This window comes from Anaerococcus lactolyticus ATCC 51172 (genome assembly GCF_000156575.1).
In the GTDB taxonomy this organism is placed as follows: domain Bacteria; phylum Bacillota; class Clostridia; order Tissierellales; family Peptoniphilaceae; genus Anaerococcus; species Anaerococcus lactolyticus.
Genome location: NZ_GG666044.1, coordinates 278,887 through 297,336, shown reverse-complemented (window position 1 = coordinate 297,336; position 18,450 = coordinate 278,887). Strand labels below are relative to the sequence as shown.

Annotated in this window: 22 protein-coding genes; 21 read left to right on the top strand and 1 reads right to left on the bottom strand. The window is 36.4% G+C overall.

Annotated features, from left to right (window positions below; genetic code table 11):
* The first annotated feature begins 4 nt into the window (after positions 1–4).
* The 17 genes from rplO to HMPREF0072_RS01180 all read left to right on the top strand — a co-directional run bounded on the left by rplO (position 5) and on the right by HMPREF0072_RS01180 (position 14,230).
* Complete coding sequence (gene rplO / locus HMPREF0072_RS01260) at positions 5–484, top strand: 50S ribosomal protein L15 (RefSeq protein ID WP_004826881.1); 480 nt, start codon at positions 5–7, stop codon at positions 482–484.
* 15 nt (positions 485–499) lie between these two features.
* Positions 500–1,774: a preprotein translocase subunit SecY gene (gene secY, locus HMPREF0072_RS01255; RefSeq protein WP_004826880.1), complete on the top strand. Its 1,275-nt coding sequence runs from the start codon at positions 500–502 to the stop codon at positions 1,772–1,774.
* A gap of 3 nt (positions 1,775–1,777) precedes the next feature.
* Positions 1,778–2,428, top strand: a complete 651-nt coding sequence (locus tag HMPREF0072_RS01250; protein ID WP_004826879.1) for an adenylate kinase — start codon at positions 1,778–1,780, stop codon at positions 2,426–2,428.
* 124 nt (positions 2,429–2,552) lie between these two features.
* Positions 2,553–2,771 (top strand): translation initiation factor IF-1, encoded by a 219-nt coding sequence (gene infA / locus HMPREF0072_RS01245; RefSeq protein WP_004826878.1) that lies wholly within the window; start codon positions 2,553–2,555, stop codon positions 2,769–2,771.
* 78 nt (positions 2,772–2,849) lie between these two features.
* Positions 2,850–2,963, top strand: coding sequence for a 50S ribosomal protein L36 (gene rpmJ, locus HMPREF0072_RS01240; RefSeq protein WP_004818043.1), 114 nt, complete (start codon positions 2,850–2,852; stop codon positions 2,961–2,963).
* 9 nt (positions 2,964–2,972) lie between these two features.
* Positions 2,973–3,317 carry a 30S ribosomal protein S13 gene (rpsM, locus tag HMPREF0072_RS01235; RefSeq protein WP_004826877.1) on the top strand — a complete coding sequence of 115 codons (345 nt, stop codon included), beginning with the start codon at positions 2,973–2,975 and terminating at the stop codon, positions 3,315–3,317.
* Between the two features lie 3 nt (positions 3,318–3,320).
* Complete coding sequence (gene rpsK, locus HMPREF0072_RS01230; protein WP_004826876.1) at positions 3,321–3,719, top strand: 30S ribosomal protein S11; 399 nt, start codon at positions 3,321–3,323, stop codon at positions 3,717–3,719.
* Between the two features lie 12 nt (positions 3,720–3,731).
* The gene (gene rpsD / locus HMPREF0072_RS01225) at positions 3,732–4,325 is read left to right on the top strand and encodes a 30S ribosomal protein S4 (protein WP_004826875.1); all 594 of its coding nucleotides are present in this window, start codon (positions 3,732–3,734) and stop codon (positions 4,323–4,325) included.
* 32 nt (positions 4,326–4,357) lie between these two features.
* Positions 4,358–5,308 (top strand): DNA-directed RNA polymerase subunit alpha, encoded by a 951-nt coding sequence (locus HMPREF0072_RS01220; RefSeq protein WP_004826874.1) that lies wholly within the window; start codon positions 4,358–4,360, stop codon positions 5,306–5,308.
* Positions 5,309–5,316: 8 nt separating this feature from the next.
* Positions 5,317–5,658 (top strand): 50S ribosomal protein L17, encoded by a 342-nt coding sequence (rplQ, locus tag HMPREF0072_RS01215; protein ID WP_004826873.1) that lies wholly within the window; start codon positions 5,317–5,319, stop codon positions 5,656–5,658.
* 264 nt (positions 5,659–5,922) lie between these two features.
* Positions 5,923–8,004 (top strand): hypothetical protein, encoded by a 2,082-nt coding sequence (locus HMPREF0072_RS01210; RefSeq protein ID WP_004826871.1) that lies wholly within the window; start codon positions 5,923–5,925, stop codon positions 8,002–8,004.
* A 118-nt stretch (positions 8,005–8,122) separates the two neighbouring features.
* On the top strand, positions 8,123–9,235 hold the full coding sequence (locus tag HMPREF0072_RS01205) for a PP2C family protein-serine/threonine phosphatase (RefSeq protein ID WP_004826870.1): 1,113 nt from the start codon (positions 8,123–8,125) through the stop codon (positions 9,233–9,235).
* A complete protein-coding gene (deoC, locus tag HMPREF0072_RS01200) occupies positions 9,225–9,860 on the top strand; it encodes a deoxyribose-phosphate aldolase (protein WP_004826869.1) in 636 nt (211 codons plus the stop codon). Before HMPREF0072_RS01205 ends, deoC begins: the two co-directional genes overlap by 11 nt.
* A gap of 2 nt (positions 9,861–9,862) precedes the next feature.
* Positions 9,863–11,320 carry an alpha-amylase gene (locus tag HMPREF0072_RS01195; RefSeq protein ID WP_004826868.1) on the top strand — a complete coding sequence of 486 codons (1,458 nt, stop codon included), beginning with the start codon at positions 9,863–9,865 and terminating at the stop codon, positions 11,318–11,320.
* Positions 11,317–11,901: a ribonuclease H1 domain-containing protein gene (locus tag HMPREF0072_RS01190; RefSeq protein ID WP_004826867.1), complete on the top strand. Its 585-nt coding sequence runs from the start codon at positions 11,317–11,319 to the stop codon at positions 11,899–11,901. Before HMPREF0072_RS01195 ends, HMPREF0072_RS01190 begins: the two co-directional genes overlap by 4 nt.
* A 203-nt stretch (positions 11,902–12,104) precedes the next feature.
* Entirely contained in the window at positions 12,105–13,373 is a 1,269-nt protein-coding gene (locus tag HMPREF0072_RS01185) for a Glu/Leu/Phe/Val family dehydrogenase (RefSeq protein ID WP_039930936.1), read from the top strand.
* Positions 13,373–14,230 carry a GNAT family N-acetyltransferase gene (locus tag HMPREF0072_RS01180; protein WP_004826865.1) on the top strand — a complete coding sequence of 286 codons (858 nt, stop codon included), beginning with the start codon at positions 13,373–13,375 and terminating at the stop codon, positions 14,228–14,230. Before HMPREF0072_RS01185 ends, HMPREF0072_RS01180 begins: the two co-directional genes overlap by 1 nt.
* Positions 14,231–14,371: 141 nt before the next feature.
* On the opposite strand, the gene HMPREF0072_RS01175 is transcribed toward HMPREF0072_RS01180, so the two are convergent.
* The gene (locus tag HMPREF0072_RS01175) at positions 14,372–15,055 is read right to left on the bottom strand and encodes a DUF554 domain-containing protein (protein WP_004826864.1); all 684 of its coding nucleotides are present in this window, start codon (positions 15,053–15,055) and stop codon (positions 14,372–14,374) included.
* A gap of 272 nt (positions 15,056–15,327) precedes the next feature.
* Between HMPREF0072_RS01175 and HMPREF0072_RS01170 the strand changes: the two genes are divergently transcribed.
* Genes HMPREF0072_RS01170 through HMPREF0072_RS01155 form a run of 4 tightly spaced genes read left to right on the top strand, consistent with a single transcriptional unit; the run spans position 15,328 to position 18,325 of the window.
* Positions 15,328–15,540: a helix-turn-helix transcriptional regulator gene (locus tag HMPREF0072_RS01170; RefSeq protein WP_004826863.1), complete on the top strand. Its 213-nt coding sequence runs from the start codon at positions 15,328–15,330 to the stop codon at positions 15,538–15,540.
* Positions 15,530–16,252, top strand: coding sequence for a DUF3169 family protein (locus HMPREF0072_RS01165; RefSeq protein WP_004826862.1), 723 nt, complete (start codon positions 15,530–15,532; stop codon positions 16,250–16,252). Before HMPREF0072_RS01170 ends, HMPREF0072_RS01165 begins: the two co-directional genes overlap by 11 nt.
* A complete protein-coding gene (locus tag HMPREF0072_RS01160) occupies positions 16,249–17,133 on the top strand; it encodes an ABC transporter ATP-binding protein (protein ID WP_004826861.1) in 885 nt (294 codons plus the stop codon). Before HMPREF0072_RS01165 ends, HMPREF0072_RS01160 begins: the two co-directional genes overlap by 4 nt.
* Entirely contained in the window at positions 17,126–18,325 is a 1,200-nt protein-coding gene (locus HMPREF0072_RS01155; RefSeq protein ID WP_039930934.1) for an ABC transporter permease, read from the top strand. Before HMPREF0072_RS01160 ends, HMPREF0072_RS01155 begins: the two co-directional genes overlap by 8 nt.
* Positions 18,326–18,450 lie beyond the last annotated feature (125 nt).

Here is an 18,450-nt window from a genome sequence, read left to right as displayed (position 1 = left end):
TAAAATGAAATTACATGATTTACAACCAAACGTTAAATTAAAAGATAAGAAACGTAAAGGAAGAGGAGCTGGTTCAGGACTAGGAAAAAGATCTGGTCGTGGACAAGACGGACAAAACTCAAGAAGTGGTGGTGGAGTAAGACCAGGTTTCGAAGGTGGTCAAATGCCTCTATTCAGACTTCTACCAAAAAGAGGTTTCAAAAACATCAACAGAAAGATTTACGAAACAATCAATGTTGAAAGCCTAAACGTCTTTGAAGATGGTACAGAAGTTACACCAGAATTATTATTTGAAACAAAACTTCTAAATAAAAACAAAGCTAAAGCTGGAGTTAAGATCCTAGGCGACGGCGAACTAGAAAAGAAACTAACAATAAAAGCTCATAAATTCACAAAATCTGCTGTAGAAAAAATTGAAAAAGCAGGTGGAAGTGTAGAAACTATCGAAGTTAAAAAGTGGGTAAAACCATCTAAAAAAGCTTAATAGAAAGAAGTAGCTATGTTAGATATAATAAAAAGAGCAGCGAAGGAAGAAGAAATCAGAAAAAAATTCTATTTCACCCTTATGATGCTTGTAATATATAGGCTTGGAAATAATATTCCAATACCTTTTATCGATACAAAGGCCTTAGCAAATGCTTATTCTAATATTGAAGGAACCCTAGTTGACTATCTAAACATGTTAACAGGTGGTGGACTATCAACTCTTTCAATATTTGCCCTAGGTGTTCAACCTTACATTACAGCGTCAATTGTAATGCAGCTTTTAACCGTTGTAATACCAAGGCTTGAAGAATTAACCCGTGAGGGTGAGCAGGGAAGAAAAACCATCCAAAAATATACCAGATATGTAACTATAGCACTTGCGATATTCCAAGCTATAGCAATCACAAATGGTTTATATGGAGCTGCCCTATCAAGTGCAACAGGATTCCAAAAGATAGTAATGAATGTTGTCCTAATCGGTGGCACAATGTTTGTAACATGGATGGGCGAAACTATGACAGAAAAGGGGCTTGGCAACGGTACAAGCTTACTAATCTTCATGGGTATTATCGCATCCTTCCCAAGAACTATATCTAGATGGAAAGAAGGCCTTCACTATAATACTACAAGCGTTCTTGCTATAGCTATCATGGTAATATTAATTGTCTTTATAGTCATAGCAGTAGTATTGATATCTGAAGGTGAAAGAAGAATACCAATCCAATATGCGAAAAGAGTAGTAGGACGCAAGATGTACGGTGGTCAATCAACTCACATACCTGTAAAGGTAAACATGGGTAACGTAATGCCAATCATCTTCGCTTCTGCAGTACTTGCCATCCCATCTACCGTATCACTATTCTTCGGTGGTGGTGGTCAAAGTGGATTGACAGCATTTTTCAACAAAACAGCATTTGGATTTGCAGTATACTTAACTATACAAAGTGCGCTAATATTAATATTTGCATACTTCTACAATCAAATTCAATTTAACACTGTTGAATATGCAAAACAATTACAACAAAATGGTGGTTTTGTACCAGGCATCAGACCAGGCAAACCAACCAGTGATTTCCTAGCAACCGTATCAACAAGAATTACCTTTATAGGCTCAATTTGCTTAGCCCTACTAACAATAGTACCAGCTATAGCAAGCAGGCTTTTAGGACTTGAAATATCATTCGGTGGATCATCAGTGATCATCGTTGTAGGTGTAATTATAGAAACTGTAAAACAAATCGAAGCAATGATGACTATGAAGCAATATAAAGGATTTTTAAACAGGTAAGAGATGAATATAATTTTGTTAGGCCCTCCAGGAGCTGGTAAGGGTACGCTATCAAGTAAAATAATAGACAGATTAGGCGCAGTTCAGATAGCAACAGGTGACATATTCAGATACAATATCTCAAATAAAACTGAACTGGGAATGAAAGCAAAATCTTATATGGACAGAGGAGATCTTGTACCAGATGAATTAACAATTGATTTAGTATGGGATGCCTTTGATAAGGTCGAAGATAGGGAAGAAAGAATAGTATTATTCGATGGATTCCCAAGAAACCTCGACCAAGCCAAGGCTCTAGATAAGGGAATGGCTGAAAGAAACACTGAAGTAGGTAAGGTAGTTTATTTTGATGTAGCAGATAACATCCTTATTGAAAGAATAACTGGCAGAAGAGTTTGTCCAGACTGTGGAGCAACCTACCACATAACAAACAGCAAACCTTCCAAAGAAGGTGTTTGTGACAAGTGTGGGGGAGAACTTATCCAAAGAAATGACGACAACGAAGAGACAGTTAAAAATCGTATTTCAGTATATAATGACTTCACAAGCCCACTTATAGACTACTATAAAAAGGCGGGCAAGTTAATTAAAATAGATGGCGCTAAAACTCCAGAAGAAGTTTTTAACGAATTTAACGATAAATTAGGAAAGTAAACTAATTTATGCTAAGAAAAAATTAGATGTGATAGAATCTTACAAAGATTTCTAGATCAAAGTCGTTGATTAAGTAAAAGCGTTCAATAGACATTTTAGAAAATTTATAAAGGAGGTTCTATCAATGTCAAAGAAAGATGCTATAGAAGTTACAGGAGAAGTTGTAGAAGCTATGCCAAATGCAATATTTATGGTAAGGCTAGACAACGGACATGAAGTACAAGCTCACATATCAGGCAAGCTTCGTATGAACAGCATTAGAATATTAGAAGGAGATACAGTAACTGTAGAGTTATCTCCTTACGATCTTAGCCAAGGTAGAATTACTTGGAGAAAGAAGTAATACCTACGGCACAGGACATTAACTTTAATAAAAAAAGTTAAATCTAAAGATAAGATATAAATTAAGTTAGGAGCAAACATGAAAGTTAGAGCATCAGTTAAAAAAATGTGTGATAAGTGCAAGATTATCAAAAGAAACGGTAAAGTTATGGTAATCTGCGAAAATCCAAAACACAAACAAAGACAAGGTTAGGAGGTTTTAATGCCAAGAATAGCTGGTATAGATTTACCTAGAGAAAAAAGAGCAGAAATTGGACTAACATATATTTATGGCGTAGGAAGAGCAACTGCTAACGAAATTTTGAAAAATACAGGAATCAATCCTGACACAAAGATGAAAGACCTTACAGAAGATGAACTTGGTAAGATTCGTGAACAATTAGATCACTACACAATCGAAGGTGACCTAAGAAGAGAAACAAGTCTTAACATCAAGGCACTTAGGGAAAATGGTTCTTATAGAGGACTAAGACACAAAAATGGTCTACCTGTAAGAGGTCAAAACACAAAGAACAACGCAAGAACAAGAAAAAGCAGAAAGGGTTAATAGATGGCTCCAAAAGGAAAAAAATCTACTAAAGGTAGAAGAAGAGTTAAAAAGAATGTTGAACGTGGCCAAGCTCACATTTCATCAACATTCAATAATACAATGGTAACACTTACTGATATGCAAGGTAACGCACTCTCTTGGGCAAGCGCAGGACAACTAGGCTTTAGAGGAAGTAGAAAATCTACTCCATTCGCAGCAGGTGAAGCAGCAGAAACAGCAGCTAAAATTGCTATAGACCAAGGCCTAAAAACTGTAGAAGTTTATGTAAAAGGACCTGGTTCAGGAAGAGAAGCAGCAATCAGAAGTCTACAAGCAGCTGGACTTGAAGTTACAATGATTAAAGACGTAACACCAATTCCACACAACGGTTGTAGACCACCAAAGAGAAGAAGAGTTTAATAAGGAGATATTATGGCAGTAAGCAAAGATCCAGTATACAAAAGAGCGAGAGCTTTAGGAATTTCTCCAGCCTACCTAGGATATGCAGGTTCTTCAAATAGAGCTCTTCCAAAAAGAAGAAGCAAACTATCTGAATATGGTATGCAACAAAGAGAAAAACAAAAAGCAAAATTCATCTACGGAGTAAGTGAAAAACAATTTAGAGGTTACTACGACAAAGCCAGCAGAATGAAGGGTCAAACAGGTGAACAACTTATCATCCTTTGTGAAAGAAGACTAGATAACGTAGCTTTTAGATCAGGCCTTGCAAGAACAAGAAGAGAAGCAAGACAAATCGTAACTCACGGTCACTTATTAGTAAATGGTAAGCAAGTAGACATCCCATCATACCTAATAGAAGAAGGCGATGTAATCGAAGTTAGAGAAAAATCTAAATCAAGCACACTATTTAAAACAATCAAAGAAGTAAATGCAGCATTTGGTGTAGTTGAATGGTTAAATAGTGATATAGAAAACCTAAAAGTAAAAGTAGAAAAGTTCCCAACAAGAGAAGAAATCGACATTCCAGTTGAAGAACGTATGATAGTAGAGTTCTACTCTAAGTAGGATTAAAAAATAGTTAGAACTAAGGAGCTACCATGATCGATAAAATAGAAACTAATATAGAAATCTTGGATATAAACGAAGAAGACCATTACGGCAAATTCGCCCTATATCCACTTGAGCGAGGATATGGTACAACCATTGGAAACAGCATGAGAAGGGTGCTCTTATCATCCTTACCTGGTTCTAGCGTCTCAAAAATACTAATCGATGGAGTACTTCATGAATTTTCAATAATTGATGGAGTAGTTGAAGACGTTCCAGAAATAATCTTAAATATCAAAGGCCTAAATGTAAAAAAACATTCAGACGAAGATGTAACCTTATTTCTAGAAATAGAAGGACCAAAGATAGTAACAGCGAAAGACATAAAAGAAGATGCCTTAGTTGAAATAGCCAATCCAGACCATTATATAGCAACAGTAAATGACAAAAGCAAATTACTAATTGCAATGGACGTTACAAATGGAAATGGTTATAGGATATCTGATGACAATAAAGATGACAAAGATCCTATAGGAACTATCGCTATAGATTCATCCTTCACCCCAGTAGAAAAAGTAAACTACACAGTAGAAAATACTAGGGTAGGAGAATCAACAGACTTTGATAAGCTAATTATAGAAGTATGGACAAATGGAACAGTAACTCCACAAGAAGCCCTAGCAGAAGGATTATCAATCCTAATGAACAAATTTGCTTTCTTCAAGGAACTTCCAGATAAGAAATTCCCACCAGAAGAAATCGAAACTACAGAAGAATTAGCAGCTGATGATGTGAATGAAGATCTAGAAAGAACAATCGAAGAGCTAGACCTATCATTAAGATCATTTAACTGTCTAAAAAGAGCTGGCTTCAACACAGTGGCAGACATTATAAAAGTTCCAGAAGCAGAACTAAAGATAATCAAAAACTTCGGTAAAAAATCACTAACAGAAGTAATAGACAAAATCCATGACCTTGGATTTACTCTAAAAGATGAATAGGAGGAAATATGGCAGGCAAAAGAAAACTTGGTAGAAGAACAGACCATAGAAATGCTATGCTTAGAAACCTAGTGGGTTCACTACTTGAACATGGTAGAATTGAAACTACCCTAACAAGAGCTAAAGAAACACAAAAAATGGCAGATAAAATGATCACTCTAGGAAAGAGAAACACACTTCACACAAGAAGACAAGCAGCAAGCTATCTATATGAGCCAAAACTTGTACAAAAGCTATTTTCTGAAATCGCACCAGAATACGAAGACAGAAACGGTGGATACACAAGAGTATTAAAACTAGGACCAAGAAGAGGCGACGGATCAGAACGCGCAATCATCGAACTAGTATAATAAATAAAAGCCCAAAATTCGCGGCTGTGGGCTTATAGATTTATTTAGATTATAATTTAAATAAAGGACACCCCTTATGGGGTGTTTTTTCTTTGGAAATTTTTAGCTTTATTTTATTTTACCACAACCATAAGGGTTGCGATTTATTTGTTGGAAATGTCTTTGTATCAATGGCTATAGAAATAAATAAAAAATATTATCTCCTTAACATATATTTAACAAGCAATATTTTATTATAGGAATATAAAATTTTAGGAGATAAAAATGAAGAAAAGAATAATATTTACAAGTTTAGTAATGGCATCAGTCCTGCCGTTTTTAGGTGGGATTGAAACAGTAAGGGCAGATGAGGTTAAAAATCTTGACGAAAAAGCAAAGTCAGACTTAGACCAAGCTAAGGAAAGTTTAAAAACTGCCCAAGATGAAAAGGCAAAGCTAGAAGAGGATTTAGGTCAAGCGAAAAAAGATGGCGAAGAAAAAGCGGAAGAGAAGGAAGCCTTAAATAATAAGCTTAAAAAAGCAGAAGATAATATTAAGGAAAACCAAAAAATCCTTGATAAGGAAGGTGAGCTTAAAAAGGTCGATAAAGAAATTGAGAGCTTGGGTCAAAAAATGAAGGCTGCGGAAAATGAGGCAGACCTTGCCAAAGAAAAATATGATCAAGCAAAAAAAGCTTTCGAGAATGCACAAAACAAGTCAGAAGATAAAAAATTTGTGAAAGAAGATGAGGGTGAGGCACTTAAGAAGCAATATGAGGTAGCTGATGACCTCCTTACTCAAAATAAAAAGACAGAAGCTCAACTCCAAAATGGTTTGAAAGAGAAGATAGAAAAGCAAAATGAGCTTACAAACAAAAAAGATGGTATTAAAGACTTCTTTGATAGCTATGAAAAAGATAAGAGCAATGCAGAAAAGATAAAAAGTCAGGACTACCAAGATTTTAAGAAAAATCAGGAAAAAACTTACGAAAAAATTGATAATGAGCTTAAAAACCTTAAAGGAGAGGTTGATGGCTATAATAATTCCCTAAAAAATATTGGTGATAATATTAAAAATGAACAAAAAGTCAGGGATGAAAAGTTTAAAGCCTATGAAAAACACAAGCAAGCCCTTAATATCCAAAAAGATTATGAAGAAAAAAATATAGGTAATTTGGATGATTTTGCTGAACAAAAAAGAGCAGAAATCGAAGAAGCAGCAAAAAAGCTTGGCGAGGCTAAGAAAAAAACAGAAGAAGGTCTTGCAGACTACCAGCACCTACTTCTTCAAGAAACAGAAAAGAAAAGAGTTATAGCTAAGGCAAAGGCTGCCGCAAAATTCTTAGAAGAAAAATTGACCGAAAAAACTGATGCCTTTGTAAGGGCTAATGAAGATTTTATTGCAAAAGAAAAAGCGACATACGATGATATTGCAAAAGAAGCTGAAAATTTACTAAAATTAGTGCAAGATGACCTAGGCAAGAAGGCTGCCGAGCTTGATAAGCTTTATAAAGAACAGTCTAATGAACAAGAAGATTATGAAAAGAAGCAAAATTCTTTGGAAATTGCTAGGGAATTGAAACAATTTATAGAAAATAAAAAAAGCTCTAACCAGGAAGACAAGGTTAAAAAAGAGTTAGAAAACAAAATGAATGAGGCTAAAGACTTCTTAGATAAAAAGCTAGCTATCATTGAAGACTTGGCTGAAAAAGACAAGGAACTGAAGGCAAAGAAAGATAAGCTCGGGGACATAGACCTAGCTGATTTAGAAAAAGCAAAAGCTCAGATTGAAAAAGATAAGCAAGAAATTGAGAAGATAAATGAGCAAATAAAAGAATTGGATGAATCTGCTGAGTTGTCAAAGGTCAAAAAAATCGAAGATGAAATAAGGAAGCTTGAACAAAGGATAAAAGAAATTAAAGGAAAAATCCAAGACTTAGAAAATCCAAAGGTGAGCAAGCAAACAAATAATTACACTCATGGAGAAGATACAGACAGGTCAGAAGAGAGCGTGATTGATCTATTAAGGACTGAGTTTGATAGGATATATGATAACATCAACCAAAAAAATTCTTATGAAGAATTTAAAACAGCCCTAATCAGGTCCAATAAAACCTTGTCTATAGCCAGGGTCTATCTTGAAAAACTTTCAAGTCTTAAATTAGAAAAAATAGGTGCAAATTCTTACCAAAAATTGCAATTTGAGATAAATAGAATTAAAAAAATCATAGCCTTAGCAGAATTTTTGCAAAAAAATCATAATATGGGCGAAAAAGAAAAATTTGAACTTGTAAAATTAATAAAAGAATTAAAAACAAATATAAGTCTTATAGAAAAAAATTTGAATGAATTGGGATCAAACCTATAAGAATGAGGACTAGTTGCTGGTGGATTTCACCGGTTGCTAGCCTTTTTCTCTGCAATAAACTTAATTGCAGAATATATCTAATAGAATATAGTTATAATAGTACAGGAAAGGGGCAGCCATGGATAAAAATTTACTAGAAAATGAAAATCGAAATATCAATTTTTTCATCCTAAATTCCATGGACGATTGGGTAAGGATTATTGATGAGAGGGGCGAAGTTGCCTTTATTAATGATGCCCTTAAAGACGCCCTTAAGAAAAGTCCTAAACTTAAAGTCTATCTTGATGAAAATATCGACCTCATAATTTCCAATTCTAATTCTATCGCTACAGACACTACCATGATTGAGGAAAAACTTATCGATGGCAAGTATTATTCGATTAAGTCAAGCCCAATATATTTGGGTGACACCTTCACAGGCACTATCGAGGTTTATAGGGATATTACAAGCGAATCTATCCTTAAAATCGACCTTTATAACGCCAACAAGGCCATGCTTGATGATATACGCTTTGTAAGGCGTATCCAATCTTCAATCCTTCCCAAAAATGGAACCTATGGCAAAATAAATCTTTCCGGTATATATAACCCTGCCGATGATGTGTCTGGTGACATTTATGATTTGATAAGGATTGATGAAAATAGGACAGCTTTTTATATAGCAGATGTGATGGGCCATGGTGTCAAGGCTTCGATTATGACTATGTTTTTGAAAGTGACCATGAGTGCGATTTTCGATAAGCACCCAGACTTTACCCCAAGTCAGGTCTTCCTAAACTTAAGAAAAAAATTTACCAGACTCCACATAGATTCGAGTCAATATTTTACAGCTTGGTTGGGGATTTTTGACTTTAGGGATAATAGTCTTGCCTTTTCAAATGCAGGCCACAATTGTCCACCCTTAATTTTTTCTAAGGAAAAAAACGAAGCTGAATACCTACTCGTGACTGGGAGGATGATTTCAAATATAATCGAACCTGATGAATATATAGAAAAAAAATTAAACTTGCACCCAGGAGATAAGATTTTATTTTATACAGATGGGGCGATTGAGGCGAAAAATGAAGAGGGCAATGAGTTTGGCCTTGAGAGGCTCAAGGATACTTTCTCAGAATCTTGCAATTTAGCATATGTACATGAGAAGGTCACATCCTACAACTGGCAGGCTATGGATGATGACTTGACACTTGCCCTAATAGAATACGAAAAGAAGGAAGAAAATGAAGCTTAACCAATATATAGACCACACCAACCTAAAGGCTGATGCCAAGAAAGATGATATAAGGACTCTTGTAGATGAGGCTGTCGCAAATGATTTTTATTCAGTTTGTGTAAATTCAGCTAATGTAGCAATGATTAAAGCCTATAATAAAGACGTGAAAATTGCTGCAGTTGTCGGTTTTCCCCTAGGAGCTATGGCCAAGGAAGCCAAGGTTTTTGAAGCGAAAAAAGCCATCGAAGATGGAGCTAGCGAAATTGACATGGTAATTAATGTTGCTAGGCTTAAGGACAAGGACTATGCCTATGTAGAAGATGAAATCCGAGAGATAAAAAAAGCTATTGGCAACAAGGTCCTAAAGGTAATTATAGAAACTTGTCTTTTAACAGATGAAGAAAAAATCAAGGCCTGCGAATTGTCTGTAAATGCAGGAGCTGATTTTGTAAAGACTTCTACAGGTTTTTCTACCGGTGGGGCGACTGTGGCCGATGTGAAATTAATGGCAGAAACTGTTGGTGATAGGGCAAGGGTCAAGGCAAGTGGTGGCATTCACACAAGAGATGAGGCCCTAGCCATGATTGAAGCTGGAGCATCAAGGATTGGTGCATCTAAGTCTATAGAAATTTGTAAGGAGTAGCCATGGCAAATGAAGTAATGATGCAAGCTTTTGAATGGGACACAGACGGGTCTGGAAATTTTTATAAAAATCTTTCAAGAGATGCTAAGGATTTAAAAAAAGCAGGGATAGATGCCCTCTGGCTTCCACCAGCCTGTAAGGGTGGGGGAGATAATGACGTAGGTTATGGTATCTATGACCTTTGGGACTTGGGAGAATTTGACCAAAAAGGCACAATAAGAACCAAGTACGGCACCAAGGATGAACTAATAAAAGCCATAGCCGACCTCCACCAAGCAGGGATAAAGTCCTATGCAGATGTGGTTTTAAACCACAAGGGTAGTGCTGATTACAAAGAGAAATTCAAGGCTGTGATGGTCGATCAAAACGACCGAGAAAAAGACGTCTCAGGAGAATTAGAAATCGAAGGTTGGACAGGTTTTGATTTTGAAGGCAGAAATAATAAGTATTCTGACATGAAATGGCACTACTACCATTTTACCGGCATAGACTACGATGCTAAGAGTGAAACTTCTGCGATTTACAGGATTTTGGGCGATGGAAAGTATTGGGACAAAGATGTGTCAAATGAAAAAGGCAACTTTGACTACCTCATGAACTGTGATATTGACCACAACCACCCAGAAGTTCGTGACGAGATTTTCAAATGGGTTGATTGGTTTATCAAGGAAACCAAGGTTGACGGCTTTAGGTATGATGCCCTAAAACACATCTCAGGTGACTTTATCTACGACCTTTCCAAACATATTTATGATATGATGGGCAAAGACAAGTTTTACTTGTTTGGAGAATTTTGGCAATACAACACAGGTGCCATTGAATCCTACCTCCAAAACTCAGATTATAACATTGATTTATTTGATGTACCTTTGCATTTTCATATGGCAGAGGCAAGCAAGTCTATGGGCGAATATGATATGAGAAAAATTTTTGACGGTACAGTTGTCAAGGAATTTCCAGCCCAAGCAGTAACCTTTGTCGACAACCACGACTCCCAACCGGGTCAGGCTCTGGAATCTTGGGTAGAAGACTGGTTTAAAGAAATAGCCTATGCTTTGATCTTGCTAAGAAAAGACGGCTACCCATGTATCTTTGCGGGCGATTATTACGGCCTAATCGGACCTGTAAAAAAAGAAGCACAAAAAGATATGCTCGATAGGATGATGGCTGTTAGAAAGGCCTACAACTACGGGGAAGAGGACGACTACTTCGACCACCCATCTGTGATAGGCTGGGTTAAAAGAGGTGACGAGGCTCACAAACCACTAGCTGTCCTAATTTCTATCAAGGATATGGCAGAAAAACAAATGTTTGTTGGCGAAGCTGAGGCAGGGGCGACCTATGTTGACCTTTCTGGAAAAAATGAAGAAATCACTATCGACGAAAACGGCAACGGAGTCTTTACAGTAGGACCTGGTCAAGTTACCTACTGGGCCAATAAAGAAAGTTTAAATAAATGAAATATTACGCAGTAAGAAAGGGCAGAAATCCTGGGATTTACACATCCTGGGATTCTTGTCTTAAGGAAGTGAAGGGATTTTCGGGCGCTATCTATAAGTCTTTTAAAAGTAAGGATGAGGCTATCGCTTTTATGGAAGGTGCCGAAAAGGAAATCGAAATTGATGCAGATACTGTTGTCGCCTATGTGGATGGGTCTTATAACTTGCCAGAAAAAACCTACGGGGCAGGTGTAGTCCTAATCAAGGATGGTGGCGAGGAACATTTCAAAAAATCCTACACCGACTCCTACTACACCCACAGGAATGTGGCTGGAGAAGTCAAAGCGAGCGAACTTGCCATAGACATCGCCATAGAAAAATCCTATAAAAAAATAATCATCCACCACGATTACCAAGGCATCCAAGCCTGGGCAGAAGGCGACTGGAAGGCCAACAACGACTTAACCCAGTCATACAAGGCCTTTATAAATGACAGAAAAAAACACATTGAAATTGCCTTTGTCAAAGTCAAGGGCCACTCAAATGACAAATACAACGACCTAGCCGACAGGCTCGCCAAGGATGCTTGTGGGATAAAGTAGCTTACAAAGCTTATATTAATCTTAGCCTTTCTTGTCATTCCAACAAGAAGGGCTTTTTACGTGGGAAATTTTCGGATGCCAAAAAGAAGTGCGATTTGTATTATAAAAAATTGCAAATTTTTTTAAAAGTCCGGCTTTCAAGTCGAATTTTTGCTTGTATAATAAGTTATGAAAATGAATTTTAATTAATGCAGGAGGGCATTATGACAACAGCCTACGAACAATTTATAAACCTACAAAAGAAGTTAAAAGAAGTTTCGGACCTAGCAGGTTTTTCTGAATCTTTTTACAATATTATCAGAGAACCTGAAAGGATTATCGAAGTTAATATTCCAGTTAAAATGGATGATGGCACTACAAAGACTTTCAGAGCCTTCAGGTCTGCTCATTCATCAGCCCTAGGTCCTTCTAAGGGTGGGGTGCGTTACGATGAGTCAGTAACCTACGAAGAAGTCAAAGTTCTTTCAACCCTCATGAGCCTAAAGGTAGCCCTTCTTGGACTTCCTCTTGGTGGTGGCAAGGGTGGAATCGTAGTTGACCCTAAAAAACTTTCTGAAAGAGAACTGGAAGCTCTTTCTCGTGGCTTTGTAAGGGCAATCAACAACTACATCGGCCCAAGGATTGACGTACCTGCACCAGATGTAAATACCAACGCCAAGATTATGGGATATTTCACTGACGAATACATCGCCCTAAATGGAAATCGCCACGATATTGCAACTTTCACAGGCAAGGGCACTGACATGGGTGGATCCCTAGGAAGAAGCGAAGCGACAGGTTTTGGTGTATATCTCACCATTAAAAAATACTACGAAAAAATCGGCAAGAGCCTTGATGGGGCTACTTTTGCCCTCCAAGGCTTTGGTAATGTTGGCTCCTTTGCTGCCAAATTCCTAACCGAAGATGGAGCCAAGCTTATCGCCCTCAACTCTAAAGATAAGAGCCAAAAATCAGGTTCATCTGCCATCTATGATCCAGAAGGCCTAGATGTTAAGAAATTAGAAAAGGCAAGAGAAGAGACAGGTTCTGCCCTAAATATAGAGGCAAAAAAGATTACAAACGAAGAATTTTTTGCCCTTCCTTGTGATATCCTAATCCCAGCAGCCATGGAAAATGTCATTGATGAGACCAATGCCGGCGACATCAAAGCAAGCCTCATAGTAGAAGCAGCAAATGGCCCTGTGACAGAAGCAGGTGAAGAGATTTTAAATGAGAAAAATATACCTATAATCCCAGATATCCTCGCAAATTCTGGTGGAGTTTTGGTAAGCCACTATGAATGGATCCAAAATATGACAGGTTCTTATTGGGACGATGATGAAGTTAGGACAAAACAAGAAAAAGATATGTCAAAGGCAATCGGAGAAGTCTTTGCAACTGCTGAAAAATACAAGGTTAACTTTAGAGAAGCATCCTTCATCTTAAGTCTTTCAAGGATAGAAAAATCCCTCAAATTAAGGGGTAGAATTTAATGCAAATACGTCCTCTACAAAGACCTGACTTGGCAAAAGTTAGGTCTTTGCTAGACCTAGCTGTAGGGGATAAGACTCATTTTTCTTATCCTCGTTTTTATAAAATCAATGATATTTTTAGGGAGCTAGAATATTCAATTGAATTTATGGCGACACAAACGCTTGTAGCAGAAGAAAATGGTAAATTAGAAGCTCTTGCGACCTATTTTTGGGATGATGACGAAAAATATATCCAAACAACCCTTCTTGTTATTAAAAATAAGGACATAGTAGTATTTGAAAAGCTTATTTCCCATATAAAAAATGATTGTAAGGATTATCGTCTAGACCTAGGCTTATCTCACACTTGCTGGTTAAACGATGAAGAATATTTCAAAGATAAGGCTCAAATCATCGACTATTCCCATGTCTTAGAAGCAAAAAATATTAGCCAAAAGACTGAGGAAATTAAAGGGATAAGAGTCTTAAGCAAAGAAGATTTCCAAAAATATCAAGCATTCCACGACAAATTTGCAAAAGAAATGTATTACAACAGCAAAAATCTTTTAAGAGACTTCGACAGGTTTAGGGTCTTTGTGAAAGAAGATAAAGGTGAGCTTGTAGGAAGTCTTTTGGTAAAAATCTACGGAGAAAATCCTTGCAAGAGCGAAATCTTTGGGATTTTTGTAGGTGAAAATCAAGATAAGTCTAAGATTTGCGACGAACTTTTAAAGGCTATGACAAATTCTCTAATTGATGAATTTGGCAAAATTTCTACCATAAAATATTTTGTAGAAGTAGACAAAAAAATAGAGCTAAAAATAGCTCTAGCAAATGGTTTTGAAAACCTCGACACTTATATCTTATATAAAATATAAATCCCCAACTGGTTGGAGGATGATTCTTTCTACGTCATTCTGACGAATGAAGTGAGGAAGAATCGCATTAATAAGGCAACAGTGACATTATTAATAATAATTTTACTATCTAAATCCTCTCCTCTAAGGTTGAGGATTTTTTTATATTAAATTCATGATCAGACCAATAATTACCGGTATGGCAATGGCAGGTAGGGAGTTTACCAATTTGAATTTTACAAGGTCAAGCATGGAAAGGCCCACTGCTATGATTGTGATCCCACCAACTCCAGAAATATTTGCCAAAATTTCAGGACTGAGGATGGGCGCTAAAAACCCTGAAAGCAAGGCTATTAAGCCTTCGTAGGCGAAAATCATCCCAGCCGAACAGGCAACGCCGATGCCAAGTGTAGTTGATAAAAAGATTGACGAAAGGCTGTCGATAATAGCCTTGGTAAATAAAATCGAATTATTTCCATTAACTCCTGCCTCGATAGCTCCCAAAATTCCAAGAGAACCCACACAAAAAATAAGGGTGCCAGAAACAAAACCTGTTGCAAAATCATTTTCTTCGTTTTTTATAAACTTATCCTTAAGCATGTTGGCAAAACGGGTTAATTTTCCTTCGAGGTCAAAAAATTCTCCGATAATAACGCCCAAGATTATTGAAATAAGGATAATGAGCATATCACCTTTGAGGGAAGACTCTATGCCTATGGCAACAATGGTGAGGGCCAAAAATTTCATGATTGCATCCTTATAGGAAGGTTTTATATAATTTGCAAGTTTAAGGCCGAAAAGACCTGAGATAAAAACAGCAAGAGCGTTAACAGAAGCACCTAACATGACTTTCTCCTTTTTTATGTATTTTAGGTATTATACGACAAAAATGAAAAAATGCATAGAAAACCAGGGAAATTTTCGGTATATTCATACTTTATGCAAAAAATATTTAAAATTGCTTTTATAATAAGCTAAAATCTTGACGAAGAAAAATGCTTTTGCATTTTCATTAAATTTTTTAAAAACTTATTAAAATTAAAAAGATTTGACAAGGAAAGTTGTCAGAGTTATAATAATGACAAGAATAGTTGTCAATTATTTTGAAAGGAGGGCGGATGGAACTAAGAAATAACTTGGCGGACTTTAGAAAAAAAGCGGGATATAACCAAGCGGAGCTTGGAGGGCTCGTCGGAGTCAGCCGCCAAACCATAAGCCTAATAGAAAGAGGAGATTACAACCCATCTGTGACTGTGGCTCTAACAATAGCCAAGGTCCTTGGTGTGGATATTAATGAGATTTTTAGATTGGAGGAGACAGATGAAAAATAATAGGAAAATCGGCATAAGCAAACTGTTTATATTGGCTTTTTTGGGATTAGTAGCTGGTTTTGGCATAGGTTTTATTTTTAACAAACTAAATATAGGAGGTCTTACAGAAATAATAAATACATTTCTAAGTGAAAATGCCCTACTTTTATCAATAGTTATCAACACCCTATGGGCAATTCTTGCCATATATTTTTATATGAGGGCAAAAAAAGAAGTAGAGCTAGGACTCGCAAAAGATGATTTTATAGAGACAAAATATATAGACTACACACACTCTATGAGGGATGCGGGACTTTTCACTCTCTTATCTTTCATAATTATTCTATATAACAAAGTCAAATTTAGTCATAATCCTCTTAAAGACAGCATAATTTTAACCAGTGTTTTGCTTATCTTCACTTTTATAAATGTATTTTTGTTTTATTTGACCTACAAACTTACAAAAAAAATCGAGCCAGAAAGAAAGACTGAAGCCTTTGATATTTTCTTTGATAAAAAATTCATGGCCGAATCTGACGAGAGAGATAAGCTTAAATACTACAAAAAAGGCTACCTTGCTTTTAAGAGAATGATAATTTGCCAATTAGTGATTATTATAATCCTATTTTGCTCAGCTTTGTATGAAGAAATAAGTCCTATAATAGCCCTAATTGTCCTAATACCAACATTGATTGGGATTTTAACTAACGGATTTGCAGGAGAGAAATCATGATTGAAATAAAAAACTTATCTAAAAACTTTGGAGAGCTCAAGGCTCTTGATGACGTGACTTTTGAAGTCCAAAAAGGCGAACTTTTTGGAGTTATCGGTCAAAATGGGGCGGGCAAGTCTACACTTTTCCGTTCTATGATGAACTTCTACGACCACTTTGACGGAGAAATCCTCTATGAAGGGGAGAAAATGAGTAAAGTTCCCCTAGAAAAAATTGGCTTTCTCCCAGAAGAACGCTCGCTTTCACCAAAGAAAACCATCAGGGAAGAGGTAAAATTTTTCGCAAGGCTCAACCAAATGAAAAATCTCGATGAGAAGACTCTACAATCCTACTTTGACCGTTTTGAAATAAAAGGAAGTCTGGATGATAAAATAAAATCCCTATCTAAGGGCAACCAGCAAAAAGTCCAGCTTTTGGCAAGCCTTATCTATAAGCCAGAATTTCTTATCCTAGACGAGCCTTTTTCAGGTCTTGATCCTTACAATGCCAATCTCTTGATGGGAATAATCAAAGAAATCAACGCACAAGGCACAACTATAATTTTCTCTTCCCACAACATGGAAAATGTCGAATACCTTTGCGACAGGATTATCATGCTAAAAAATGGAAAAATTGTCCTAAATGGTTCTCCAAATGAGATTAGAAATTCCTATGAAAAGGACCTAGTCAAAGTAAGGACAGAAGAGAATTTATCAGAGATTTTCCCAGATTATGATCTAAAAAGAGAAAGTAATCTTTGGACAATAAGGTTAGCAAAGGAAGAAGATGGAAGGAAAATTTTTGAGAAACTTGTAGAAAAACTTGGCTACCTTGAAATGTTTAGCCAAGAACCCCCAAGCCTAAATGAAATCTTTGCTAGAAAGGTGGAAGAAAATGAATAGAAAATTAATAGTCGCCCTAGACTCCTTCAAAAAACAAATAAAATCACCTGCCTTTTGGGCCATGATTTTTATCCCAATCCTTGTAATGCTAATTCCTGCTGGCATATCATATTTTCTAGCAAAGTCAGATGATGCCAAGCTTGGCAGTGACGGTCATAAATACCAAATAGTAGCAGATGAAAATATTAGCCCCTTCTTTAAGGGAATGGAAAATGAATATAAAATAGTTTCAAAAGAAGTGGCAGAAAAGGCCTTAAAAGCAGAAAAAATCGAGTCTTACGGAGAAATTATAGAATCAAAAGGTCAGGTAAAACTTACTATCGAGACTAAAACCATGGGCGGAAATGCCCTTTCAAAATTGCCCCTTCTTGCCAATGAAATCCAAAATGCCATCAACATCAAAAATGCAGGTCTAAATGACAAGCAAGTAGGGATTTTTTCGACAAAGGCAGATGTGAAAATAAACCAGCTTGATAAGGGCAAGAGCATAATGGTCTATGCTTCATACTTCATTCTCTTGATGTTCATGTACTTTATGCTAATCATGTATTCAAACGTCCTTGTTGTGGATATAGCCACAGAAAAAGGATCAAAGATGATTGAATTTATCTTTTCGTCAGTATCAGCTAAGGACTACTTCGCAGGGAAGATTTTGGGCAATTTCTTCGCCATCATCGTCCATTCGCTTATCTATATAATTTTAGGAGCTATTTCCTATTTTATTGCCAAATCCAAGGGCTTATTGGATATGATAAAAATCAACATAAGTCTTGACCAAAGAAGTCTAATGCTAATCGCAGAAATTTTTATTTTTATAATCCTAAGCCTCTTGGCATACATGATAATAGCCGCCATGCTAGGCTCTCTTGCAAGCAAACAAGAAGATGCCTCTAAGGTCGCCAGTCCTTTAATGATCACAATTGTTGCTGCCTTCATGGTTGCCATGATTTTTATGAATAGACCTGTAAATATTTTTGTAAAAATCGCTTCCTATGTGCCATACATTTCTGTATTTTTCATGCCTTTGAGGTTGATAAAGGGAAATTGTGGCATAATAGAAGGTGGGATTTCCATAATAATTTTAGTGGCAAGTCTTTATATTTCCTACATCCTAGCATCCAAGGTCTACAAAAAACACATTTTAAATTATTCGGCTGCATCCTTTTTCACAAGGAAAAGAAAGAAAAAATAAAGAAAGGACCTTTGACTCGGCTCCGACATCCAGCAAGGATGGGGGCTGGGTTAAAGGCCTTTTTATGTTTAATAATTTTTCGCTTATAATTATAATTGAGACCACAGAAATTTTTTTATAATTTT